Source organism: Rhodococcus sp. NPDC059968 (assembly GCF_042738615.1).
In the GTDB taxonomy this organism is placed as follows: domain Bacteria; phylum Actinomycetota; class Actinomycetes; order Mycobacteriales; family Mycobacteriaceae; genus Rhodococcus_F.
The window spans coordinates 71,997-96,122 of record NZ_JBHWUE010000020.1 but is presented as its reverse complement, the minus strand read 5'-3'; the positions used below and the strand labels follow the sequence as shown (position 1 = coordinate 96,122).

17 protein-coding genes and 2 pseudogenes are annotated in these 24,126 nt (G+C 64.9%); 6 read left to right on the top strand and 13 right to left on the bottom strand.

The window, feature by feature from the left end:
* Nucleotides 1–1,367: 1,367 nt before the first annotated feature.
* Nucleotides 1,368–1,643: pseudogene (locus ACFWAY_RS18560) on the top strand (protein kinase); the annotation flags it as partial.
* Nucleotides 1,644–1,667: 24 nt separating this feature from the next.
* On the opposite strand, the gene ACFWAY_RS18555 reads toward ACFWAY_RS18560, so the two are convergent.
* The 8 genes from ACFWAY_RS18555 to ACFWAY_RS18520 all read right to left on the bottom strand — a co-directional run bounded on the left by ACFWAY_RS18555 (nucleotide 1,668) and on the right by ACFWAY_RS18520 (nucleotide 12,293).
* Nucleotides 1,668–3,074, bottom strand: a complete 1,407-nt coding sequence (locus tag ACFWAY_RS18555) for an MFS transporter (protein ID WP_378511593.1) — start codon at nucleotides 3,072–3,074, stop codon at nucleotides 1,668–1,670.
* 385 nt (nucleotides 3,075–3,459) lie between these two features.
* A complete protein-coding gene (locus ACFWAY_RS18550; RefSeq protein ID WP_378511592.1) occupies nucleotides 3,460–4,005 on the bottom strand; it encodes an adenylate kinase in 546 nt (181 codons plus the stop codon).
* A gap of 198 nt (nucleotides 4,006–4,203) precedes the next feature.
* Nucleotides 4,204–5,337 carry an XdhC family protein gene (locus ACFWAY_RS18545; protein WP_378511591.1) on the bottom strand — a complete coding sequence of 378 codons (1,134 nt, stop codon included), beginning with the start codon at nucleotides 5,335–5,337 and terminating at the stop codon, nucleotides 4,204–4,206.
* 52 nt (nucleotides 5,338–5,389) lie between these two features.
* The gene (locus ACFWAY_RS18540; protein WP_378511590.1) at nucleotides 5,390–6,631 is read right to left on the bottom strand and encodes a 2Fe-2S iron-sulfur cluster-binding protein; all 1,242 of its coding nucleotides are present in this window, start codon (nucleotides 6,629–6,631) and stop codon (nucleotides 5,390–5,392) included.
* Entirely contained in the window at nucleotides 6,628–7,533 is a 906-nt protein-coding gene (locus ACFWAY_RS18535; protein WP_378511589.1) for an FAD binding domain-containing protein, read from the bottom strand. The genes ACFWAY_RS18540 and ACFWAY_RS18535 overlap by 4 nt, the downstream gene beginning before the upstream one ends.
* Nucleotides 7,534–7,540: 7 nt before the next feature.
* Nucleotides 7,541–8,320, bottom strand: a complete 780-nt coding sequence (locus tag ACFWAY_RS18530; RefSeq protein WP_378511588.1) for an enoyl-CoA hydratase/isomerase family protein — start codon at nucleotides 8,318–8,320, stop codon at nucleotides 7,541–7,543.
* Nucleotides 8,321–8,322: 2 nt separating this feature from the next.
* Nucleotides 8,323–10,725 carry a xanthine dehydrogenase family protein molybdopterin-binding subunit gene (locus tag ACFWAY_RS18525; protein WP_378511587.1) on the bottom strand — a complete coding sequence of 801 codons (2,403 nt, stop codon included), beginning with the start codon at nucleotides 10,723–10,725 and terminating at the stop codon, nucleotides 8,323–8,325.
* The gene (locus ACFWAY_RS18520; protein ID WP_378511586.1) at nucleotides 10,722–12,293 is read right to left on the bottom strand and encodes a class I adenylate-forming enzyme family protein; all 1,572 of its coding nucleotides are present in this window, start codon (nucleotides 12,291–12,293) and stop codon (nucleotides 10,722–10,724) included. Before ACFWAY_RS18520 ends, ACFWAY_RS18525 begins: the two co-directional genes overlap by 4 nt.
* Nucleotides 12,294–12,364: 71 nt before the next feature.
* On the opposite strand from ACFWAY_RS18520, the gene ACFWAY_RS18515 reads away from it, so the two are divergent.
* Nucleotides 12,365–12,898, top strand: coding sequence for a PadR family transcriptional regulator (locus ACFWAY_RS18515; protein WP_378511585.1), 534 nt, complete (start codon nucleotides 12,365–12,367; stop codon nucleotides 12,896–12,898).
* Here ACFWAY_RS18515 and ACFWAY_RS18510 read toward each other — a convergent pair.
* The 3 genes from ACFWAY_RS18510 to ACFWAY_RS18500 all read right to left on the bottom strand — a co-directional run bounded on the left by ACFWAY_RS18510 (nucleotide 12,895) and on the right by ACFWAY_RS18500 (nucleotide 16,618).
* The gene (locus ACFWAY_RS18510; protein WP_378511584.1) at nucleotides 12,895–13,764 is read right to left on the bottom strand and encodes an HpcH/HpaI aldolase/citrate lyase family protein; all 870 of its coding nucleotides are present in this window, start codon (nucleotides 13,762–13,764) and stop codon (nucleotides 12,895–12,897) included. The genes ACFWAY_RS18515 and ACFWAY_RS18510 overlap by 4 nt on opposite strands.
* Before the next feature lie 210 nt (nucleotides 13,765–13,974).
* Nucleotides 13,975–15,336 (bottom strand): MFS transporter, encoded by a 1,362-nt coding sequence (locus ACFWAY_RS18505; protein WP_378511583.1) that lies wholly within the window; start codon nucleotides 15,334–15,336, stop codon nucleotides 13,975–13,977.
* Nucleotides 15,329–16,618, bottom strand: a complete 1,290-nt coding sequence (locus ACFWAY_RS18500) for a lyase family protein (protein WP_378511582.1) — start codon at nucleotides 16,616–16,618, stop codon at nucleotides 15,329–15,331. Before ACFWAY_RS18500 ends, ACFWAY_RS18505 begins: the two co-directional genes overlap by 8 nt.
* A gap of 173 nt (nucleotides 16,619–16,791) precedes the next feature.
* Between ACFWAY_RS18500 and ACFWAY_RS18495 the strand changes: the two genes are divergently transcribed.
* The 4 genes from ACFWAY_RS18495 (at nucleotide 16,792) to ACFWAY_RS18480 (ending at nucleotide 23,210) form a co-directional block, all read left to right on the top strand.
* Nucleotides 16,792–17,580 carry an IclR family transcriptional regulator gene (locus ACFWAY_RS18495; protein WP_378511581.1) on the top strand — a complete coding sequence of 263 codons (789 nt, stop codon included), beginning with the start codon at nucleotides 16,792–16,794 and terminating at the stop codon, nucleotides 17,578–17,580.
* A gap of 525 nt (nucleotides 17,581–18,105) precedes the next feature.
* Nucleotides 18,106–18,555: a nuclear transport factor 2 family protein gene (locus ACFWAY_RS18490; protein WP_378511580.1), complete on the top strand. Its 450-nt coding sequence runs from the start codon at nucleotides 18,106–18,108 to the stop codon at nucleotides 18,553–18,555.
* A gap of 617 nt (nucleotides 18,556–19,172) precedes the next feature.
* Nucleotides 19,173–19,655 (top strand): hypothetical protein, encoded by a 483-nt coding sequence (locus tag ACFWAY_RS18485; protein ID WP_378511579.1) that lies wholly within the window; start codon nucleotides 19,173–19,175, stop codon nucleotides 19,653–19,655.
* A gap of 198 nt (nucleotides 19,656–19,853) precedes the next feature.
* Nucleotides 19,854–23,210: a protein kinase gene (locus ACFWAY_RS18480; RefSeq protein WP_378511625.1), complete on the top strand. Its 3,357-nt coding sequence runs from the start codon at nucleotides 19,854–19,856 to the stop codon at nucleotides 23,208–23,210.
* Between the two features lie 334 nt (nucleotides 23,211–23,544).
* Here the strand turns inward: ACFWAY_RS18480 and ACFWAY_RS18475 are convergent, their stop codons facing one another.
* Complete coding sequence (locus tag ACFWAY_RS18475; protein ID WP_378511624.1) at nucleotides 23,545–23,943, bottom strand: hypothetical protein; 399 nt, start codon at nucleotides 23,941–23,943, stop codon at nucleotides 23,545–23,547.
* Nucleotides 23,944–24,099: pseudogene (locus tag ACFWAY_RS18470) on the bottom strand (TetR/AcrR family transcriptional regulator); the annotation flags it as partial.
* Nucleotides 24,100–24,126: the final 27 nt, after the last annotated feature.

The window sequence follows — 24,126 nt, the reverse complement described above, 5'->3', positions numbered from 1 at the left end:
GCTGATTTCGAAGCGTCCACACCGAGGAGTACCGGACTGGACCTCGCCGACCCGCTCCAGGCCATGCAGCCTGTGGGCGAGATCTTCCGCGCGGAGTACGGGATGACCCCCAGCGAATATCGCCAGCGCGCCCTTCGCCTCTCCTAGTGCGCCGTGCGGAAATCAACTTGACAGTCACCCCTGAACCGATGTCACTCCGCTTTCACGCCTTGCCGCGGCAAGGACGACCAAATTCCGAAGGCCACCACAGGCCCTGAGTAGATCGTTCAATCCGATGAATTCTCGCGAGTATCGCAGATGGTCCCAGCGGCGACGCGCCGCATGGGCCGAGGTCAACCGCACGCACAAGCATCGCGACACCGAGGCGGAGCGCCTCATCGAGTTCGCCAGTATGTGGGCACCATACGGCGGTCCGGAGGAGGAAGAGATCCTCGTTCACTTCGGAATGTCGCGGCTCCGGTTCATCGAACGTTTGTGGCAGGTCATACCTGATTCCAACTGCGCTCAAGGGGAAATACGCAGTTTAGCGGGCACATACCCCGCACCCCCTGCGAACGGACGATCCTCGTCTCGTTCCGTGAGTCGCTCGGCGGGTCACGTGGACGGATCGGGCGGCTGGCGATCCGACAGATCCCAGGCAGTTACGCAAACTTGAGCACGCGCCTCACATAGGAACGAAATGTGGAACAGTCTTTGTGACAACGACATTCTGGACTTTGCGCTTCTTTGGGAACCGCTTGGTGGGCCGGCTCCGAGGGATGTCACTGCCGCATTCGCAATCGACATCAACGAGTACGAACGCCGACTAGCAGCAGCTGTCGGGTTCCAAGTGTCCCAACTTCGGAAAGGTGACACCTCCCGTGAGTTCGTCTACGGGCTGTCTGCGATATCGGCGCTTGATCGAAATCCACTGCGAGTGGGTGACATATGAGCAACAACATCGTCTAATGGCTCGTATCCGAAGCCATGTCCCACGGCGCACTAGCTCCCGCTGCACCAATCGGTAGCTCGATTCCCCACAGATCTCACGCATTCGCACACGACAGGATCCCCGTGCCCACCTTGTTCCTCCATGCCCTCATCGCGATTTTCAGCCTCATCACAGGTCGGTCATGCATGTCGCCACGCGCGCTGATTCGACAGCTCGCGTACGCACGAGCAACCTCGTCGTGGTTGGCCGCGACGGCTTACCGAGACCCCTCACAAGACGACTCGAGGGCATCGTGGTCAGCGGTAGGCTCATCACCGATGTAAGCGATGATCGGCGTGCCGCGTGAACCAGTTGGTGGAGCGCGGACCGCCAGATCGAGTCGGCGGTAGAAGATGGTCCAAGGTCATGCCCCCTCGTTGAGGAGGCGGTCCAGTCGATGACCAACCCGGACGGACCGCCACCTTCTCAGGGTGTGAGCCCACTGATCAGGGTGGAACTCGAATCCGAGGGGTTCGAGGACGTGAGTGAGATCGGGCGCGGTGGATTCGGCGTGGTCTATCGGTGCCAGGAAACGGCGCTCGCCCGCACTGTCGCGGTCAAGGTGCTGCGCTCGGACCTCGACCAGGAGGACTACGCTCGGTTCTTCCGCGAGCAGCGCGCGATGGGACAGTTGTCAGGACACCCGAACATCGGCAATGTCCTGCGTGCCGGTGATCATGTTGCGCGCCAGGGGCTGCTAGTGCAGCGATCGGCGGTGGTCCGGGCTGGGTCGACCCTCACCAGCGGTGGAGACCGCCTCGCCCGCGTTGCCGGGCTGGGCGCCGAGGGCGGGGTGGTCTAGATTGCCACGGGTTTCGGGACTGCTCGACACTGCAACCAGAAACACGATCAGTGCGCCGATGAGGAAGATCGCGAGGCGTCCGGGCACATCGTCGATGGTGGGACTGAGGAGGTTCACGAACGTGGGTGTCAGTCCACCGAGCATGAACCCTGTGTTCCACGAGACTGCGGTGCCTCGGGAGCGTAGCGCCGTTGGGTATCGCTCGTTGAGGAAGGCCATCACTGGCGCGTAGGCGGCGTTGGCGAGCATTGCAAGTAGGCAGGCCCACAGCATGACCGCACCGGTACTCGTCGGGTTGGTCTTCGCCAGGGTCAGGGTGATCAGTGGCAGCGCCACGAGGTTGATTGCACCGAGCCCGAGCATCGTTTTGCGGCGCCCGATTCGTTCGCTCAACTCACCGGCTGCAGTGGCGGACAGGACCACGACCAGGCTCGAGACAAGGAGCACGGTACCGCGGCTGCTGGCCGGCATCTCGATCGTCGAGTCGAGCAGGGTGGGCAGGAAGCCTGAGGTGAGGTAGTACTGGGCGCCCGCGCCTGCGGTAACGGCAATGTTGATGAGGAGGATCTTTCGGTAGCGCCCGGCCACGAGGTCTCGGAATCGTGTTCGTTTGGTGTTGTTCGCTGTCGGGTTGGTGTGTGCGCGCGTCTTAGCGCGAGCCTGCTCGGCCAGCCAGAGGGGAGATTCTTCGACCTTACGTAGCACGAACAGGCTCAGCAGTGCACCGAGGAGGCCGCTGAAGAACATGAAACGCCAACCGAGTTCGTCGAAAGCATCGCCTGCGAAGAATGTGCTGACAACGAGGAAGACGATGCTCGCCATGGCCGCGCCGAGACCCGCGCCGCCGCCGCCGACGAGGCCGCTCATCAGTCCCCGCCACCGTGGGGCCACGCTCTCAATGCCCAGGGTGTGAGTCGTTGCGGTGACACCGCCGACGAAGAGCCCCTGGATGATGCGGAGGACGATGAAGATGATCGGTGCGACTACCCCGATGGTGGCATACGTGGGAACTAGGCCCATGGCCGCTGTGGAGAGGCCGACGCCGGCGAGGACGGTGACCATGATGGCCTTGCGGCCCTTTCGGTCGGCAAGTTCCCCAAAGACGGCGGCTCCTGCCGGACGCATGAGGACACTGACGGCAAAAGAAGCGAATACCGCTGCCAGACTGAGTGTCTCACTGTGTGCTGGGAAGATTTGGCGGCCGACCGGGCCGGCCACGTAGAGGAGCAGGAATAGGTCGAACAGGTCAAATGCCCAGCCAGCTACGGAAGCGAATGCTGCGGCCAGCGGCGCCTTCGGCACACTTTGTTGTCCTGAGGTCCTGTCGTCATGTTGTGACATGTCAATTTGCCCATCTGGGAGAGGTCAGATACATCAGCCCGGGTCTAATAGTCCAATCCGGACCGTACGTTTCGGATGGCGTGAACCATATCGTCCTGTTTAGACGGTGTCAATGACTGAATGTGCTGGTCAGCGCGATCATGCACCGCTTACTCGCGCACTGCTTCCACCGACCCGCAGGCGGGACCCGCGTGTGTCCCCCACGCCACACCTGGTGTCGGTCTCGTCAGACCGCGGGCCGCGCGTGGTGAGCGATGAGTCGCCGACAGGACCTTCGCGACTTCGTGGCCCACCGAATGAGGATGGGCGGTGTGTGCAAGCGCAGATCCGCCACTTCCTCTGAGATCTAGGCGAGTAGCGCCTTCAGCGTCCTGTCGTTGACCTCGGAAACCTCACCCACAGCATCGACGGTGACGAGTTGCTCGGCGTAGAAGTCCAGCAGTGGGAGTGTTTCCGCCCGATAGACTTCGAGGCGATTGCGGATCACGTCTTCGGTGTCGTCAACGCGCCCGCGCTCGAGCATCCGCTGCACGGCGTCGTCGCTGTCGATCCTGAACTCCACGACACTGTCGAGTTCCTCCCCCCGGCCGGAGAGGATCTGTAGGAGCGCATTGGCCTGCATGACCGAGCGAGGGAATCCGTCGAGCAGAAACCCGGCCGCAGTGTCTGGGTCGGACAGGCGCCCCCGCACCATGGCAATGGTCAATTCGGGTGGCACGAGGTCACCGGCGTCCAGGTGCTGTTTCGCTGTCGCTCCCAGCGGCGTCCCCTCGCCGATGTTGGCGCGGAACAAGTCTCCGGTCGAGATATGGGGGACTGCGAGATACTCCGACAACAACTTTGCCTGGGTTCCTTTTCCGGCGCCGGGTGGGCCGCACAGCACGACTCTCATGGAAGCGTCCTTTCATCGGGTTGCATTGGAGTTTTTTTCGCGGTCTTCCCGCGGACAGTTCGTCGTCGCTACGTTCGGTGAGGGTGCCCCTGACCGCGCAGTTCGAGAGAACATGCGGTGATCGCGACGCGGCAGCCCCCTGCCGATCAGCATTTCGCTCCGCGCTCCGACGTGCGGACGGACGTCGCGAACGGTGGGTCAGGTCTGGGTTGGATGAATGCTGCCGGTGGTCGAGGACAGGGACTGCCCATCGCCGCCGCACTGGGCAGCGATGATCTCGGCAGCGATGGAGACAGCGGTTTCTTCCGGTGTGCGCGACCCGAGGTTCAGCCCGATGGGTGAACGTAGTCGCGTGATTTCGTGAGAGCCGAGTCCGGCTTCGCGGAGATTCGCCACCCGCTTGTGGTGTGTGCGTCGAGATCCCATCGCTCCGATGTAGGCCGGGCGGTGATCACCCCAATCGTCGCCGAGCACCATCCGCAGGAGTGGGGTATCGAACTTTTCATCGTGGGTCAGGACGATGAGGACCGTACGGTAGTCGACTCGGCCGGCGTCTCGTTCGGCCGCGATGTATCGATGCGGCCAGTCGACCACGACGTCGTCCGCGTCCGGGAAGCGGGCCTGCGTCGCGAAGAGGGGGCGGGCGTCGCACACGGTGACGCGATAGCCGAGAAACTTCCCCATCCGAGCTGCGGCAGCGGCGAAGTCGATGGCTCCGACGACGATCATTCGTGGTGGCGGAGCGAAGGAGCGGAGGAAGACGTCCATACCTGCGCCGAGCCGTTCGCCGTCCGGTCCGTAGTGCAGCACCGAACTCCTGCCGTGGGCCAGTAACCCACGGCCGTCCTCGGTCACGGCGCGATCGGTGCGGGATGAACCCAGCGATCCGAGTGTCGAGGAGGAGTCGAGTACCAGCCGCTGGCCGATCCGATCTGGTTCGGGGTGACGAATGACGGTGGCGATGGCGATGGGCTCGAGGGAATGCACCGAGCCGACGACCGATGTCAGAGATGGGAAGGTGCCGGCATCGATGCGTTCGACGAAGACATCGAGGACTCCGCCGCAGGTGAGTCCTACGTCGAATGCCTCGTTGTCGGTGACGCCGTAGCGGGCCAACTGCGGGATGCCGTCGGTGAGGACGTCCTGTGCCAGCTCGTAGACGGCGCCCTCGACGCATCCTCCCGAGACACTGCCGTAGACCCCGTCTGGTCCGACCAGCAGTGCAGCTCCCGGTTGTTGTGGGGCGGAATGCCAGGTCTGCACCACAGTGGCCAGGGCGGTGGGCTCACCGGCCTCCCAGTGCCGTGCCAGATGTGGCAGCAGCTCTCGCACGTGCGACTACCTCCTTGCCAGGTCTACCTCGTCCGCTTACGTCCGGAACTTGCTAGCGGTTTCGACGGTGCGCTTCCCGGTACTTCCTCGTGCGATTCCTGGTCCGTTTCATGAGGTCACGGGCTCGGTCGGCGAGGGCGGCGACGACAATAGCGACGGCGCTCGGCGGCTGAGACGTCACGCCATCCGGTTCGGCCCCTGATGCGACCTGGTCGACTGCGCGCGCGAAGTCTTCGAACATCCGGCGGCTGACGTCGCCGGCCAGAGATCGGCCGAAGCCGGCGATCCGGCCGGTGAGGAACACGCTTGCTTCGGCTCGCAGTGTCGTTCCCGCGGCGGAGGGCGACGCGGTCATCACGATTCCGGCTTGGGCACCTCCACCACCTTTGTCCTTACCTTGGGCATTCATGGCGATCCGGTCGGCAGACTGATCGAGAACGTGTGCGATCCCGTTGAACGACAGCCGCACGGGGCCGAGTGCGATTCGCGCGCGGCCGCGGTACCAGTTGTCACCGAGTTCGTCGGTCAGCTCTGCCCCGGGGAGGCAACGGGCCAGCAGACGCACGTCCGCGAAGACCCGCGCCACATCCTCGGGACTGGCGGTGAGGTCCTTCGTGACGTCGATCTGAATGGTCGGTTCACCTGAGGGCAGAGCAATCTCCTCGGGGCGGGGCTCTGCGTCCGGCTCGACTACGGAGTCGTCGTCGACGCCCGCTGCACCGGAAGACCCGGCCGGTGATCGTCCGACCAGGGTGCGGTGGCCGCAGTTGCCCGGGGCCGGAATCCCCTCGCGGTAGGTCTCGGCTACGTCGTGGACCGCATCGATGATGTTTCGGTAGCCGGTGCAGCGGCACAAGACTCCGGACAGCTCGGCGGGCAAGTCCTCCCGTTTCACGTCCGGCTGGTGCTCGAGCAGGTCGTAGGAGCTCATCAGGAAGCCCGGCGTGCAGAATCCGCACTGGAGACCATGATGGTGGCCGAACGCCTCCTGCAGAGGGTGGAGGTCGTCGGGCCGGCCGAGTCCCTCCACTGTGGTGATTTCCGCGCCGTCGAGTTGGACGGCGAACAGCAGACACGCGCGAGCGGCCTCACCGTCGACAAGCACCGTGCACATGCCGCAGATGCCGTGCTCGCATCCGACGTGGGTACCGGTCAGACCGAGGTGGTCGCGAAGCGCATCGGAAAGGGTGATTCGGGCGGGCAACGACATCGTCACAGGACTGCCGTTGATGGTCATACTCACCTCGACCGTCTGATCGGCTTCGGTGCGTTCGTAGGCCTTGGGCAAGTTCATGACGGTGACACCTCTGATGTGGAGCGAGATTTCAGGTAGGCGCGGCTGACCTCGCGGGCGAGGATTGCGGCGATGAGCTGCCGGCGGTAGGCCGCGCTGGCGTGGGCGTCGCCGCCGGTATCGACGACATCGGCGGCGATGTCATCGGCGTGCTGTGCCAGGGCTCGGCGCAACTCGGATTCTGTGGGCGATGGGCCAAGCTGCTCGAGTGCGTTGTTGAGCTGGGCCGAGATATCGACGGTCACTGCGTGGTCAGCGATACCGAAACAGGTGATCCGGGCCTCGACAGTGCTACCGCCCGAGCGCACCCTCGCTGCGACACCGGCGAGGGCGAAGTCGCCGTGACGGCGGGCGAACTCACCGAAGCCGAATCCTTCATCATCGGCCGCCACGGGGAAGAGTGTCTCGGTCAGCAGTTCGTCGGGCTCGATCACCGTGGACATCGCACCGGTGAAGAACTCGGAGGCGGGCACCTCGCGACGCCCCCGAGCGCTGGTCAGCACCAGGGTGGCATCGAGACACGATGCGACCGCGGGGAGTTCGGCAGACGGGTCGGCATGCGCGATGCTGCCGCACACCGTGCCGCGGCTACGGATCTCGCGATGCCCGATCCAGGGCAGCGCGAGCCGCAGCAGCGGCACCAGGGCCGAGAGGTCATCGTTCTGCACCCGGCGTTGGCGCACGGTAGCACCGACGCGGATCGAACCGTTTCTGCGGGAGAGGGTGTTCAGCTCGGGCACGGCATTGATATCGACGAGGGTGGCTGGTCGCCCCATCCGCATCGCGAGAACCGGCACGAGCGACTGACCTCCGGCCAGTACCTTGGCACCGTCGCGACCGAGTTCGGCGACAGTGTCGTCGATCGTTCCGGGGCGCACGTAGGCGAATGGGGCGGCCTTCATTACCTGATCACCGTCCCTGGAACTGAGGTACACGCTTTTCGCCGAAGGCCTTGACGCCCTCGGCGAAGTCGTGGGTAGCGCGCAACATCGAGTACGCCTTGCGCTCGAGTTCGATACCGGTATAGAGCGGTCCATCGACGCCCCGGTCGAGCACTTCCTTGGCCGTGCGCAGGGCGGCGGGCGAGTAGCCGAGCATTACGGTGACGACCTTGTCGACGGTCTTCTCGAGCTCTTCGGCGTCCGCGCAGTTGTGGGACGTCAGACCCCAGTCGAGGGCCTGCTGCCCCGTGATCCGCTTGCCGGTCAGGATGTGGAACTTGGCGCGAGAGAGCCCGATCAGCCGGGCGAGGCGCTGTGTGCCGCCGCTGCCCGGGATCATGCCCAGCGTCATTTCGGGAAGGGCGAAGCGGGACCGGTCGGTGGCGATGCGGATGTCGGCGGACAGTGCGAGCTCGAGCCCGACGCCGAAGCAATACCCGTCGATGGCGACGATGACCGGTTTGGGACTACGCGCCGGTGCCGTGATGTCCTGCCCGAGATCGGTCAGGTCGATCGGCTCGACTTCGAGGAACCCGGCGATGTCACCGCCGGAGGTGAAGTGCTCACCCTCGGCGCGGATGACGACGACCTGAATGTCTTTGTTCGCGTCGATCTCGGCGAAGCGTTCGGCCATCACCCGCCGTGTTTCCATCGTGATGATGTTGAAGCGGCCGTTGTCGATGGTGAGGTTGGCTACGCGACCCTCGTGGCTGCGTTCGAGCCGGATTTCGCCTCCGGTGAGTGCCATTTTCAAGTTCCCTTCGTGGAGTTGAGCAGTTGGTGCAGGACATTTCCGTGCAGCGGTAGTGACGTGATATCCACGCCATCGGGGGCGAGCGCATCGGCGACCGCATTGGCGATCGCGACGGGAAGGCTCATCGAGCTGCCCTCGCCGCAGCCCTTGGCGCCGAGCCGAGTCAGTGGTGACGGTGTCTCGAGGTGATCGCTGGTGAGTGGGAAGCAGGCTTCGGCCGAGGTCGGGCACAGGTAGTCCATGAAGGTTCCGGCGGTCGGCTGTCCGGACTCCGAGTACGTCATCTCTTCGAACATGGCGCCGCCGAGTGCTTGTGCGAGTGCCCCGTGCACTTGACCGTCGAGCAGCGTCTTGTTCAGGATTGTTCCGGCATCGTGCACGCTCGACAGCTGATCGATGGTGATCTTCAAGGTTTCCTTGTCGATGCGCACGACGACGACTTCGGCGACGAACCCGTAGCAGAGACTGGAGTTGATCTGGTCGGTGCGCGATGCAGCCTTCGATTGTGGTGGGGTGAAGGCTGCTTCCTCGTAGAGCCGGGCCGAGAAACCTTCCGGCAACGAGCCCGGGTCCCAGTGCACGAGGCCGGCGGCGTGCCGGAAACTCACAGACCGTTCGGGGTCGTCGGTGACACGGACCAGGCCGTCGGCAAGCTCGAGCGTCTCGGGTTCGGCCTGGAGCAGTACCGATCCGGCCACCTTGACGGTGTCGACGATCCGATCGGCCGCTTCGAGTAAGGCACTGGTCAGCAGGGGCGCGAATCGTGAGGAGTAGCTACCGGAGCTGATCGTCCACGGTGTGCTGGCGGTGTCCATTTCCACGCGGGGACGAACCTGCTGCACGGGCAGCCCCAAATGCTTGGCGACGATGTCTCGGGCGACGGTCGCGTGGCCCTGGCCCTGTGGGACAGTTCCCAGCAGGACGGACACGACGCCCTGGGGATCCACGGCGATCCGGACGTGTTCGGTCGAGCCGGACTTGCCGCGTTTGGCGGTGCGGTCCTCGACCGGTGTAGCGAGGCCGATGTAGCCGATGTTCGTCGCGGACGGGTCGACGATTGTGGCGATCCCGATGCCCATCCACTCGCCATTTTCTCGGGCGACGAGTTGTTCCTTGCGCCGTTGCGCGTAGTCAACGTTGTCGAGGGCCAACTCCAGTGCCCGGTGGTAGTCGCCGGAGTCGTAGATTCCGCCGCTCGGTGTCGCGTAAGGGAAGGCGTCGGTGGTGACGATATTTCGCCGACGGATGTCGGCCGGATCGATGTCCAAGGAATCAGCGATGTTGTCCATCAGCCGTTCGAGGCCGAAATACAGTTGCTGACCGCCGAAGCCGCGGTTGAGACCGGTGGGCGCCTTGTTGGTGACCACCGCTCGCGCACGGATTTCGACAGCGCTGATCTGATATGCCCCGGTGATGTTGCCGAAGCAGCGATACAGGGTGCTCGGCTCCGGCGGCCGCAGGTATGCACCCACATTGTCGATGAGGTCGACACGCAAGGCATTCACCACACCGTCGTCGTCGACGGCGGCGGAATAGGTCATCAGTCGATCCGACCCGGAGGAACTGGCGAGCTGGTGTTCGAGGCGGTCCTCGGTCCATCGCACCGGTCGGCCGGCATGCTTGCTGGCCAGAGCCATCAGTGCGATGTACGGGTAGATGGCCGACTTGATTCCGTAGCTTCCGCCGATGTCGGCGGGCACGATCAACCGCAGCGAGGACGTGGGGACGCCGAGGGACCCCGCGACGACCGGCGCCATCGAGAAGGGGCCGTGGAAGTTCGAGTGGGCGGTGATTTCGGGGCCGTCGACGCCGTCGCGCCATTCGGCGACCACGACATAACACTCCATGGGGGTGGAGGAGTACCGCGGGAACGAGTAGCTACGGGTAATGACGTGCTTTGCCTCCGCGAATGCCTTGTCCACTTCACCGAATGCGAAGATACGGTCGGTGGCCACGTTGCTATCCGCCTGGTCGTGCAGCAGCGGCGCATCGGCTTCGAGTGCCTTGTCCGTGCGCACCACGGCGGGGAGCGGTTCGTAGTCGATGTCGACGAATTCCGCGGCGTCTTCCGCGAGGTAGCGGTCGGTGGCCACCACCACCGCGACGGGCTCGCCGACGAAACGAGTTTTGTCGGTGGCGGTCGGGTAGTACGGCGTAGGTGCCTTCACGGAGAGCGGAAAGGGCTTCAGGGTGGCCATGACCTCCTCGGGGCCGATCACCGCGGCTACCCCGGGACGGCTGCGGGCACGATCGAGGTTGACCGATCGAATTCTGGCGTGCGCGTGTGGACTACGCACCACAGCCGCAACCAGCGTGCCGGGCAGAGGATCGAGGTCATCGAGAAACCGGCCCTGCCCGGTGAGAAGGGCAGCGTCTTCGATTCGGGACAACGCTGTCATTGGGAAATTCCTTCTTCCGAGGCGGCAAGCACGGTGAAGTTGCCTTCGGTGAGTTGGCGGCGGAGGACCTTGCCGACCGCCGACTTGGGAATCTGGTCGACAACCACGAATCGTTTGGGCCGTTTCAGCGAGGGAAGCCCAGACTCCTCGTGCGCGAACCGAGTGATTCTGGTGAGGGTCTCGGAAGGGGTGGCGCCGCGGGAGCCGACAACGAACGCGGTGACGGCCTGCCCCCACTTGTCATGAGGAGTGCCGAGTACGACGACCTCGTCGCAGTCGGCACTCGCCGCCAGCGCATCGGCGATTTCGTCGGGGTAGATGTTCTCGCCACCGGAGTTGATCATGTCGTCCACACGTCCGGCGATCCACAGGTCACCGTCCTCGTCTGCCGTGGCCAGATCTCCGGTGAGATACCAACCGTCCCGGATCGACTTGCGATCGGCGTCGGGGCGATGCCAATATCCGGTGAAGGCCTCCGGGCTTGCCATCGAGACGGCGACCTGGCCCTGCTCCCCCGGAGCCACGATCTCGTGCGGCGATGCGTCCGGGTGCGGGTCGAGCAGGCGCACCCGGGAGAAGACCCCGGCCCTGCCCGCGCAGCCGGGCTTGTCTGCACCGGCGGGTCCCACGCTGAAGGTGTAGATCTCGGTACTTCCGAAGTGATTGACGAACCGTTCCGGTTGGAGCAGTTCAGAAAGCCGCTGGGCCACAGTGGGGGTCATCATCGCGCCGGCGTAGGCCAGCTTTCGGATCGATGTCGCCTCACCCAGGCGCCCCGTCTGCAACAGCGACCAGTAGATGGTCGGTACGAGATAGAGGGCACTGATCTTCTCGCGCGTAATGAGTTCCAACGACTCTTCGGCCTCAAAACCATTCTGCGGCACCCAGGTTCCAGCAGCGAGGATACTCGCCAGAAGGCTGCGCAGACCCATGGTGTGGAAGAGCGGCATGACACCGAGCGTTGACTCCCCCGGCGCGTGACCGGTTTGGATCAGATGCGCCACGGCGGCATGGAACTCGGCGCGATGAGTTCGGGGCACACCCTTTGGGCGACCGGTGGTACCCGAGGTGTAGAGCATGACGCTGATGTCGTCTTCGGTCGGGACGACCGGTAGTGCCGCGGGTGGTACAAGCGCGGCGACATAGAGCACCGAAACCATCCCCTCCGGCGTGTTCGCGAGGTTCCCCGCCCAGACCACAGTCGGTGGTTTCCCCACTTGCCCCAGCGCCCTCTCTGCCAGGTTGTGCGTGGCTTCATCGACCGCGATGAGCGCGGGATCGCAATCGGTGATGCAGTAGGCCAGTTCCTCGACGGCGAATCTCTTGGACAGCGGGAGAGAGATGACCCGCGCCTTCTGCGCCGCCAGGTGGAGCGTCGCGAGGGGTTCTCCGCCTTCCACTAGGAAAATTGCCCGGGTGCCTTCCGTCGCACCCAGCGAGTGCAATGCGCGGGCGACCTGATCAGTGCGCGTATCCCATTCGGCGTAGGTCATCGGTTCGGGACCACCTACCGCACGACGATGGGGGTACCGCTCCGCCGTCCATCGGAACGCTGTTGCAAGGTCCATCTGGCGACTCCCGACCGTATGTTTCGGATCATCTGATTTGTACGGTCGAAATCTACGATATGCTTAGGACTGTGTCAAACGTGAAACTGGCGCCGATCTCTTACGTTGTGCTCGGCATGGTCGCGATGCGCGGACCATCCACGTCCTACGAGCTCAAACGGGCCTGCGGCAGGACGGTGGGCTACTTCTGGCCTTTCCCTCACGCACAGCTCTATTCGGAGCCGAAACGCCTGGTCGACCTTGGGCTCCTCGCAGTGGACAGCGAGGAGGAAGGTCGTCGGCGTCAGACCTACACCGTGACTGACGCCGGGAGAGCCGCGCTTCGGGACTGGCTCGCGGAGTCGACCAACGAACCGATGCAGGTGCGAGACGTCGCCGAGCTCAAGCTGTTCTTCGGCGAGTTCGCGCAGCCGAACGACATCTTGGTCCTGGCCCGGGAGCAGGTGGCCCAGCACCGCGAGCGAATCGCGATCTACGAGAACATGCAAGGGCGTTTCGGCGAACGCGAGGACATCGCCGACCGGATGGTCCCACTGCGACTTGGCCTCGCGATGGAAGAGGCGGCCCTCAACTTCTGGGAGCAGCTGGAGAAGGAACGCAGCTAGAAGCGGGCACGAGGGGCATCGCCATACTCGGTGCCAGCGGAGAAGGCCGGCGCATACCGCGGTAGCGATAGGAATACCCGCGACAGAAGCTCGGGGCACCTCTCCAGCGTCGACGTCACCCACCTAGTGGACCGATTCGGACGACTCGCCAAGATCTGCGCATACCGATCACGAAAAGTGTTCGCTGCGGGCACATACGGCATCCAGGAGACGGTGCTGCCCGCCCCTCGCCGTACCGGCGACCAAGGAAGATCGTGCGCCGGGTCGCGATTGCGGGGTCCACCACCTCGGATCCGCGAGACCCGGTCCCTCGGAGCCGAACCGCCGATTGGCCGAATCCTCAGAATTCCCGTTCTTTCCGCCCACCCGAGGTCCTGCTCTGAGGGACTCAGCTCGGCGTTGATGACCGGTACCTGCTCGGGTCGAAGGCACAGCCGTCCGGTGTGCCCCATCGCCGCGGTCTCGGCCAGGGCGTTGCGGAGCCGGGCGAGGTCGATTTCCGGGGTGGGGCCGTCGATCGGGGCGGCGATGCCGGCGAGACGGCTGTGGTGGGTGAGTACCGAGCGGGGATGAGCCAAGGCGAGGGGGTCGGCGCCGATTCCGGTGTCGCGCCGGTAGTCACCGACCCCGAACGCCAACCGTGCGGTGGCGTCGGAGGCGGCGACGGCGCGGCTGTGGTCCAGCGCGGCGGCGGATTCGATCATGGCAATGACCGGGGTGCCGGCGGGTAGGCGGGCGGCGGTCACGTCGACGTGGGAGGCGTTTTCGGTCTTGGCGAGCACGATCCCGAGCAGACCCACCGCCCCGTCCAGGGCGGTGAGATCGCGGCGCCAGTGTTCGGTCTCGTCGACGCTGTTGATCCGCACCCACGCGTGCCCACTGTGGTCGAGCCAGTCCCGGGCGCTGCGGCGGGCCTGTGTTTGTTCGGTGCGGCGAGCCCGTCTTCGAGGTCGAGGATCAACGCATCCGCCCCGACCTGCTCGGCGTCGGTGATGCGGTGCGGCTTGTCGGCCGGGACCAGCAGCCAGGACCGGGCGGCGACCGCGCCGATCCGGAAGGGCTGCCGGGTGCCCGGGTCAGTGGCGGATGTGCTCATCGGATTCCTTCTGCACCTCTTCGGCAACCTCACCGAGAGACTCGGTACCGGTTTCCGGTGCCCAGGCCCAGCAGATGAAGCCACCGATGGTCAACACGACGACGCACGCGATCAGTGCCACGTTGACGCTGTACTGGGCCACGATGATCGGGAGCAGGAAGGTGCTGGCGGCGGAGCCGATGCGGCTGGCGGCAACCGCGATCCCGACGCCGGAGGCGCGCAGGTCGGTGGGGAACAGCTCTGGGGGGTAGACGTATTCGAGGTTTACCGCGGCGGCCAGGACCAACGCGAACAGCGCGAAGATGACCACGGCGACGATCGGACTGGTCTCGGCGAACGCGACCAGGGCCGCGAGCAGGGCCGCGCCGAGGAAGAACGTGCCGATCAGGAACGCGCGGCGGGAGATCCGGTCGATGAAGAGCAGGCCGAGGACGGCGCCGATGAGCAGGAAGGTGTTGTAGGCGGCTCCGGCGCCGAGTTTGCTGGTGACCCCCAACGATTCCATCACCTGGGGTGAGAAGGTGCCCAGGGCGAAGAACGGAATGACCTGGCAGACGTAGAAGAGGGCGGCGACGGCGGTGCGCCTGCGGAATTTCGGGGTGAACAGCACCTGGATGCCGCGGCGTTTGATCGTGGTGGTCTCCACCGGGGGTGGGAGCACGCCGGCGCCGAGGTGGGTGCGGACGACGTCGGCGGCCTCCTCGGTGCGGCCGTGCTGGGTCAGCCACAGCGGGGACTCGGGCACGCCGAGCCGGAACCAGAAGATCAGCAGAGCGGGAAGGGCGCTGGCGGCGAGCATGTATCGCCAGGATTCGCCGTGGAGTTGGGTGAGGAGGTAGCCGACGAGGTAGGCGGCAACGTAGCCGGTGGCCCAGGCCACGGCGAGCAGGCTCATCAGTCGGCCGCGGAAGCTGCGGGGGGCGTGTTCGGTGACAAGGGATTTGCTCACGACGTAGTCGGCGCCGAGGACCACCCCGATCAGGAGCCGCAGAACCAGGAGTTGCCAGGGCGATTCGATGAAGAACTGGATCGCGGACAGGACCGCGAAGAGGAGCATGTCCCACGCGAAGATGCCGCGGCGGCCGATCCGGTCGGCGATCGGGCCGGTGACGATCGCGCCGACGAACAGGCCGGCGAGGGTGGCGGCACCGAGCAGACCGATCCACAGCGGGGTCAGGCCGAGGGCGCCGGTGGAGGCGGTGATGACGATACCGATGATGCCGAGAATGAAGCCGTCACTGAACTGGCCGCCGGTGCCGGCGATGGTGACCTTGATCTGGAACTTCGTCAGCGGGGCGTCTTCGTAGGCGACCGGTGCGGTGCGTTGAGCGAGATTAGTCATGGCGGGCACCATTCGAGACGGGGGCGGTCGGCGCCTGATCGTGGAAGCGGGTGGTGGAGGCTTCGTAGCCGGTGGTGGCGGCGAGGGTGACCCAGGAGTCGAGGGCGCCACGGAGGTTTTCCTCGCGGCGCGGTCCGTCCCAGGTGATGCCGGCGACGCACCGGTGGGCGAACGAGGTTGCGGCGGCGGTGATGTCGGCGAGGATGGTGATGATCGAGTCGACGATCACCGGTTCCATGATGTTCAGTTCCAGCTCGCCGGCGGCGACGGCGCACTGCACGGTGTGGGCCGCGCCGCGGATCCGGTAGCTCAGCTGCATCACGTACTCGGGTATCGCCGGATTGACCTTGGCCGGCATGATCGACGACCCGGCCTGCACGGCCGGGATGGTCAGGTCCCCGAAGCCGCCCGCCGGACCGGAGGAGAGCAGCCGGATGTCGGCGGCGATCTTCGCCATGGTCAGGCCGGCGCGGGCGCCGGCATCGGCGATGGCCGCATACGGGTCGAGGTTGGCCAGGGCGTCGAACAGATCGGGGGCCGGGTGCAGGTCGCGGCCGGTCACCGACGCGAGTCCGCGGACCGCGATCGCGCGGTAGCCCACCGGTGCCCCGAGCCCGGTCCCGACCGCGGTCGCCCCGAGCGCCACGGCATGCATCTCCGCGACCGCGTCGCCGAGGGCGCCGGCGGTGCGGCGGATCGCGGCGGCCTGGGCGCGGTGGGACTGGCCCGCGGTGAGGGTCACCGCATCGCGCACGCAGGTGCGACCCAGATGCGGGGTCTGATCGAACTCGGCGCCCTTCGCCTCCAGCGCGGTCGCCAGCTGCCCGAGCGCCTCGAGCGGCTCGCACGCCAGATCCAGCACCGTCAATGCCATCGCGGTCGGGTAGGTGTCGTTCGTCGACTGCGAGGCGTTGACGTGGTCGTTCGGGTGAACCGGCTCGCCGAGCAGCTGGGAGGCCCGGGCCGCGATGACCTCGTTGACGTTCATGTTCGTGGTGGTGCCACCGCCGCCGAGCAGCAGCGCCGACGGGAACTGGCCGGCGTGCGCGCCGGCCGCGATCTCCTCGCACGCCGCGACGATCGCATCCTTGCGGACTTCGTCGAGGACACCGACGTCGTGATTGGCGCGGGCGGCGGCCAGTTTCACCAGGGCATAGTTCCGCACGAAAGTGGGCACATCACCGAAGGTACGACCGGGCCCGGGGAAGTTCCCGAGCGAGAGGGTTGTCTGCTGACCGTAGAGCCGGGTCGCCGGCTCGGCGGTCGTCTGTGCGATGACCATGAGGTGGACCTTTCGTGTGATGCAAACCACTGGGGGAGTGGTGACAACTGTAGGAATCACACGCACTGTGGCCAATCACCCGTGCTTTCACAGCAACACTTTTTTCGCCTTACTGGTCCTTTGTGCATTCTTGATGAAATACTGTTGCTCATACAGCAACGGAAGGGTTGGTGGTGTCGGAAACCAGTGCGGAACGGGTGGCCGCGCTGCTGCGCGCGTTTGGGCGCGGCGGCAACGCCCACGGTGAACACTCCGTCAGCGACCTGGCGCGCGCGGTCGGCCGTGAGCGCAGTCAGGTCTCGCGCATGCTCAAAGCACTCGAGCGTGGCGGTCTGGTCGAGCAGGCCGCCGACAGTAAGCGGTACCGGCTCGGGTGGTCGCTGCTGGTCCTCGCCACCGGCGCGGGCGACACCCCGCTGCTGCGGGCGGTACGGCCGGTCCTGCAGACCCTCGTCTCACGGGTCGGGGAGGTGGCGTTGCTGTCGGTGCAGCAGGGAAACCGGTCCCTGACCGTGCTCCGGGAGGAGTCCCATCAGTCGCTGCGGGCCGGCGGGTGGGTCGGGCGCAGTTCCCCGATGCACTGCACCGCCTCCGGGCGGGCGCTGCTCTTCGACAGCGACGACGACCTCGTCGAGGCACTCACCGCCGAGGACCTGTTGACTCCGATCTCGACGCTCGCCGCTCCGGCCAATCTGGATGTGCTCCTGCAGCGGCTGAAAAATGAACGAGCGCAGGGCTATTCCGTTGCCAGCGAAGAGGTCGAGATCGGCTTGACCTCGGTGAGTACACCCGTGAGGGACAGCAACAACACGATCACCTCCGTCATCAACATCTCCGGGCCCACCTCACGACTCATCACCCACATCGAGGACATCGCCAAACTGCTGAAAGCGGGCAGCGCCACGATCCAACGAAGCCTGACCTCCCCGGAGGTCCCCGTTCTGTCGCCACGGCGAAGATAGACACCTGCTGAGTCCAGGCGCGGCCCGGACGTAGAGCGACGGTCCGTCTCATTTGTCCTATGGTCACCCCTAGTCCCGCTGGCCTCGAGGGCGTTTCTCGGTAGAGCAGGGATACCGGGAGACACACGACCTCCGAACCGGTGGTCCGAGGCCCGGGACCGAGGAAAGCGCTGCGGGACGAGCGCTGTGGCCAGGCCGGCAACCACCTGCCCTATCGAGGTTCCTTGGCCAGTCTGAGGGCGGGTCTACGGGACCTGGAAGATGCCGAACCCCGAACTGACGGGCGGGGACATGATCGTCAACGTCATCCGCCGACGTCGATGAATGTTCGGCGCCGCACCAGACCACACTGAGCACATCATCAACGACTGGACGGGAAGCCTCGGCCCGCACCTGGTCTCGGCGCGACGGTCGTCGGTGGCTACTGCGGAGGCTACTCGACGCCACCGGCTTGCGGTTGGCGATACTGTGCTCATCATGACTGCGCGCGAGGAAAATTGGCGTGATCCTTTGGAGGGACTTCCCATGACCACCGACCTCGAATCACGAATTCGCCAGCTCGAAGACCGCGCCCTCATCAGCGAGCGGGTCATCAAATACGCGATGGCCGTCGACCGTGCCGACTGGGAGATGTTCGCCGACTGCTTCACCGATCCCGTGCACGCCGACTACTCCGAGAACGGGATGCCTGCAGCAGATTTCGCCCGCGACGACTTGGTCGGCATTGTTCGCGGGGCACTCGGCGGTTACACGGCAACTCAGCACCTCAGCACCAACCACGTCATCGAGTTCGACGAAAACGACTCCGACCGGGCGCTCTGCTACTCGTATATGTACGCGCAGCACTACCGCGAGGGCTCCGAGGGTGGGTTCTTCCTGCTGCGCGGCTCGTACACCACCCACATGCTCCGCACATCGGATGGCTGGCGTATCGAGAGTCTGACCCAGCACGTCAGCTGGTCCGACGGCGAATAGACACCGTCATGGAAGCCACGGACCGCTTCCAGACGGAGCGGGCAGGATCTTGGAGACCCTGCCGATGTACCCCCTGTGTCCAGCGTCGCCCCCTGCCGTGGACACCCTGTGCCCCACCGTGACCCAGACTGTCCCTCACACAGACTGTTGGATGCCGGGAAGCACGCCGCCCAAGTGCGCCGGGCCTGGGCCAGTGCCTCCGGCACGCGGTCGGGGCCGGACAGAAGTCGTCGTGCGGACACCCGCACCAGCGCCCCGAATCGGCGCGTACCGATGCCGGCGGCAAACTCCTCGCGCCGTTGCTTGTTCGTCGGATCGAACCGGAGCGGGATCAGGCTCGCCGCATCACATGGGTGGAGACCTCTCGACCTCGACACGAAACGCACTCGACTCAACCAACTCGCCGGCGACCTGTACACCGATCGGAGTGCGATCGTCCGCATCGCTCTGCGCCGCTTCCTGACCGGGGCAGGCCGATTCCGCCACCCGGTGCTCCGCGAAGACGCCCGCACGGATCTGACTCTGCCGCACCCTCGTGTACGTCCTCGGCCCTTGACAAACCGGCGTACATATCAGGTTCGATGAGGACACCAAACGCCGCCTGGAGGAGCTTGCGGATGAGCCGCCGGGGCTCGGCGCCGCTCCGGGTCGGTATTCGCAGACTCATCGGGTACCCGCACGATGTCGATATTGCGCAGGCACGGCGGGTCGCCGCTGCGGCCTGTGCGCTGCCGCACGATCCGGTCACGCTGAAGCTCGACTTTCCGACGGCGGCCCGCTTTGTCGCACTCGCCGGCCGCTACGAGGCTTCGCCGCGGGACGTGGTCGCGGTCGCGGTGCACCGCTTCCTCGCCGCCCCCGGCGACTACCGGCCGGCGCTGATCGAGGAGGCCGCGGCATCCGGGCTCGACGCGCACCCCATCACCCTGCCCGCGGCACCGCGGTCGATGCGTTCGACGCAGGCGTCGAACCGGCCTCGGGTGCGGCGCTGTATGCGCTCATCTCGGTCCAGCGGGCTACCGAGGTCGGCGCCACCGTCAACGCCGACACCGGCATCAGCTCTATCGAGTTCGTGGAGGGTGAGAAGTCGGCAACTGTGAAGCAAGCTGTGACGAACAACCCGGAGACGGCCGAGGTCGCGATACCCTGGGTACACAGTGTCAAGAGGTGAGTATATGTGCGAATATTCGAGGCTCTGGGTGGGCCGCCCAACTTGTCTGAATCCAGCCGAATAGTGGACCGGTGGTCAGCTCGACGGACGTCGTTGTGAATGCACCATCCCGGGATTGAAGCAGCTGATGGTCGAGTTGGACCCCCTGGCGACACAGCGTGACGTGCCCTACTCTGCTGCGGCAGAACTCGCTGCGAATGGATTTGAGGACGTTCACCAAATCGGTCGCGGTGGCTTCGGCATTGTCTACCGCTGCCGTCAACCGTCTCTGGACCGCACTGTCGCAGTCAAGGTTCTCACGTCCGATCTGGACTCCGAGGATCTCGCCCGATTCTTCCGTGAACAACGTGCGATGGGGCGTTTGTCGGGACATCCGAACATTGTGAACATCTTTGACGTGGGAACCGTAGAGAGCGGACGACCCTTCATCGTCATGCAGTACCACCCGAAGGATTCGTTGGAAGCCCGAATTCGGCGCGACGGTCCGCTCCGGTGGCCCGAGGCCCTTCGGGTGGGCGTGAAGATCGCCGGCGCCCTGGAAACGGCCCACCGCCTCGGCGTTCTTCACCATGATGTGAAGCCCGGAAACATCCTGCTCACCGATTACGGTGAGCCTCAATTGACCGATTTCGGCATCGCCCACATATCCGGTGGCTTCGAGACCGAGGCGGGAACCGTCACTGGCTCGCCGGCGTTCACCGCCCCCGAGGTCCTCAGGGGCGAATCCCCAACCGCCGCCGCCGACGTCTACAGCCTGGGCGCGACGCTCTTCTGTGCCCTCACAGGCCACGCTGCCTTCGAACGGCGCAGCGGCGAGCAAGTTGTCGCACAGTTCGTACGTATCACCACGGAACCGATTCCCGATCTGGGTGGAATGGGTATTCCCGACGATGTCCGCGCGGCAATCGAGCAGGCCATGGCTGGGAGCGCGACCGAGCGCCCAGCGACTGCCATGGAACTCGGGGAGCTGTTCCGCGACGCCGAACGCCGTAACCACCGCGGCGTCGACGAGATGGCGCTGGTGGGTGGAGGAACCGAATTTGCCGGTGACATGCCTCCCTGGCGGGATCAGGATGGTCCGTTGCCGGAACAACCCCAGCCAGTGAGCGACACCGCTATACCTCTGGTGATCGCGAATCGAGGCAAGAGCGGAAACCTACCTTTGGAGTTGACGAGTTTCGTCGGCCGCCGCCGCGAAGTGGCTGAGACGAAGCGACTGCTGTCCGCGTCGCGGCTGGTGACCCTGACGGGCATCGGCGGTGTCGGCAAGACCAGGCTGGCGTTGCGGGTAGCGGCTGATACGCGGCGCACATACCACGACGGTGTGTGGTTGATCGAACTGAGCGGACTCAGGGACCCTGCCCTATTGGGCGACTTTGTCCTCGCGGCGCTTGGTCTTCGAGAACGCTCAGCGCATTCCCCAGTGACGAGGTTGGCTGAGTATCTCGCCGACCGGCGGCAGCTACTGGTCGTCGACAACTGTGAACACCTCGTGGATGCAGCCGCCGCGCTGGCTGAACCTCTGCTACGGACCTGTCCGGAACTGCGGATACTCGCGACGAGCCGTGAACCCCTCGGTATCAGTGGCGAGGCGGTGATGCGAGTGCCTCCACTCGCCGTCCCGGGTCCGGGCAGTTCGGTGTCGCGGCGGGGTTCACCTGCCGGTGACGACGCAATCATCCTCTTCACGGAACGGGCGCGCGCGGCGGTACCCGAGTTCGAACTCACCGACCACAACAAACCCGTCGTCACCCAGATCTGTCGACGGCTCGACGGGTTGCCGTTGCCGATCGAGTTGGCGGCCGCGCGGTTGCGGGCAATGTCCGCCGAGCAGATACTGCAACGTTTGACTGACAGGTATCGGCTCCTTACCTCCGGCAACAGGGATGCACCGACACGGCAGCAGACACTGCGGTTGTGCGTCGACTGGAGCTACGGACTATGCACCCCGCTGGAACAGCAGATATGGGCACGAATATCGATATTCGCGGGCAGTTTCGAGCTCGATGCGGCGGAGAACATCTGCGCCAACGACTTGGCGGCGGGGGAGATACTCGACGCGGTGGCATCGCTGGTCGACAAGTCAATCCTGATCCGGGAGGAACCGGGCGCCGTGGTGCGCTTCAGGCTGCTCGAGACCCTGCGCGATTACGGCCGCGAGAAATTGCAGCAGACCATCGAGTACACCAAACTCTCTCGGCAACACCGCGATTGGTATCAAGAACTCGCGTTGCAAGCGGAGGCCGAGTGGATCAGTCCCAAACAACTCGATTGGATCGCGCGGCTCAAACGGGAGCAGCCGAACCTGCGAGAGGCAATGGAATTCTGTCTGTCGGAGGCAGTCGCCGTCGAGTCCGTGCCGGGTCTGGCGATCGCTGCAGCGCTATATCCGTTCTGGCTCTCCCAAGGACTATTGAGTGAAGGACGGCGCTGGCTAGACCGCCTCCTCGCGGGCCAACCCGGGCAGCTGACAACTGAACGGGTCAAAGCGCTCTATGCCGACAGCGTGCTTGCCGAAGTGCAGGGCGATCTCGTGGCGGGGGCTCGCCTGGTTGAGGAGGGAAAGGCTCTTACCGAACCGGGGACCGACACTGGGTCCCGTGTGCTCATCACCACCGCGGACGGAATTCTTGCGCTCTACAGCGGCGATTTTTCGCGGGCGTGTTCATGCCTGGAAGGCGCGCTCGCGATCCACGACACCTGGGGAGAGGATGAAGGCCTCCTCGTGCACGTCGAGATTCTGGAAATGCTTGGATTGGCTTACGAGTTGAGCGGGAAAACCCTACAGGCCTTCAACTGTCATCAGCAGGTACTCGAGATTACGGCCTCGCGCGGCGAATCGGTGTATCGGGCGTATTCGCTGTGGGCGACCGGGGTAGCACTGTGGCGGCAAGGCGACCGCGACCGCGCAGTGCGGTTGCTCGAACAGGGACTGCGGCTGGGCAGGCTGGTGGACAACCCACTCACGGTCGCGGTCACTCTGGAGGCACTGGCGTGGGTTGCGTGCAACGAGCACACTGCCAAGCGTGCCGTCGTACTGATGGCAGCGGCCGAGGCAATGGCCCAATCCGCCGGGCGGGCCCAGCCCATGGGCAGCACCGCTGTCGTGTTCCCCAACCTGGTCGTTTACCACGAAAAGTGCGAGAAACTGGCTCGCCATGCCCTCGGTGAATCGGCATACCACGCTGCCTACCAAGAGGGCCGAGCACTGGGGATGGAAGAGGCCGTTACCTATGCTCTCGGCGAGCAATCCCAGGGTGCGACGATACCGACCGACAGTACGGAGGCACTGACCAAACGGGAGCGACAGGTCGCCGACCTTGTTGCGCAGGGACTGAGCAACAAGGCGATTGCGGCCAACCTCGGGATCTCACCGCGAACGGCACAGGGCCACGTGGAACACATTCTTGTCAAGCTGGGATTCAGTTCGCGAACACAAATCGCCACCTGGCTGATCGAACAGAAGCAGGCGCACCGAACCTGACGCCAACCCGAAACGATCCAAGCCGCAATTGACAGGGACCGCTCTTGGCTAGTGGGCACGAGTTGCAGAGTGCCCGAATGCCTTCGGCGTCAGATCCCCGCCGGCGCCCGATTCGCGAGAAATCCTGGGACCTGTGGAAGGAAGCGAAGATAGGTCAGTGGAACTCAGCAGCCCGACGATTGATCCCGTTCAGCTGGGAATCCTGCGCCTCGGCGAGGTCACCGCCGCGCGGGGAAGCGTAATGGAGAGGCCGGTCCAGGGTCGGTTGCAGCAGTGCATGTGTTACCGAAAGGCGGTGGGACGGGGCGAACCGTTTGTACTCGGAGAAATTCAGTTACGAATCAGCCCTCGCATGTTGACTGCGCAGGCCGTCGATCACAAGGTTGAGCATGTGCTGGGCACGCGTCTCCCAGTTGGCATCGGAATCGATCCGCCACAAAAATCCGACGAGAAGCAGCACCTCGTCAGCGTCGATGTCCGGTCGCACCGCGCCTGATTTCTTGCCTGCTTCCAGCAGCAGCGTGATTGCTCCGACCACCGGGCCGTACGACTCGCCGGCGAGTTCGGCGCTGGTGGCAGTGCTCAGCGCTTCCGCGAGGCCGTGTTTGATCCGCCCATACGACGCGAGGCGGTCGAACCAAAGACGTAATGCCTCCAACGGAGGATGCGTATCGAGAAGTGACGGGGCAGCATCGACGAGTTCGCGGACGTCTTGGCGATACACAGCGAGCATGAGAGCGTCCCGATTCGGGAAGTGGCGGTAAAGGGTGCCCGGACCGACGCCAGCGAGTTTCGCTATCGAGTTCAGCGATGCGTCGCTCGATGCAGCGAACGCCGTCCGCGCAACTTCCAGGATTCGGATCCGGTTCTGCTCTGCGTCGGCGCGCATTGACGATCGTGGCGCTTGGGTCATCCG

Bases quoted from the DNA above. Each gene is read 5' to 3' on its own strand.
- ACFWAY_RS18550 (WP_378511592.1), bottom strand. From the start codon at position 4,005: ATGAGAGTCGTGCTGTGCGGCCCACCCGGCGCCGGAAAAGGAACCCAG.
- ACFWAY_RS18540 (WP_378511590.1), bottom strand. From the start codon at position 6,631: ATGAACTTGCCCAAGGCCTACGAACGCACCGAAGCCGATCAGACGGTC.
- ACFWAY_RS18535 (WP_378511589.1), bottom strand. From the start codon at position 7,533: ATGAAGGCCGCCCCATTCGCCTACGTGCGCCCCGGAACGATCGACGAC.
- ACFWAY_RS18530 (WP_378511588.1), bottom strand. From the start codon at position 8,320: ATGGCACTCACCGGAGGCGAAATCCGGCTCGAACGCAGCCACGAGGGT.
- ACFWAY_RS18525 (WP_378511587.1), bottom strand. From the start codon at position 10,725: ATGACAGCGTTGTCCCGAATCGAAGACGCTGCCCTTCTCACCGGGCAG.
- ACFWAY_RS18520 (WP_378511586.1), bottom strand. From the start codon at position 12,293: ATGGACCTTGCAACAGCGTTCCGATGGACGGCGGAGCGGTACCCCCAT.
- ACFWAY_RS18505 (WP_378511583.1), bottom strand. From the start codon at position 15,336: ATGACTAATCTCGCTCAACGCACCGCACCGGTCGCCTACGAAGACGCC.
- ACFWAY_RS18500 (WP_378511582.1), bottom strand. From the start codon at position 16,618: ATGGTCATCGCACAGACGACCGCCGAGCCGGCGACCCGGCTCTACGGT.
- ACFWAY_RS18490 (WP_378511580.1), top strand. From the start codon at position 18,106: ATGACCACCGACCTCGAATCACGAATTCGCCAGCTCGAAGACCGCGCC.
- ACFWAY_RS18485 (WP_378511579.1), top strand. From the start codon at position 19,173: ATGAGCCGCCGGGGCTCGGCGCCGCTCCGGGTCGGTATTCGCAGACTC.
- ACFWAY_RS18480 (WP_378511625.1), top strand. From the start codon at position 19,854: ATGGTCGAGTTGGACCCCCTGGCGACACAGCGTGACGTGCCCTACTCT.
- ACFWAY_RS18475 (WP_378511624.1), bottom strand. From the start codon at position 23,943: ATGCTCGCTGTGTATCGCCAAGACGTCCGCGAACTCGTCGATGCTGCC.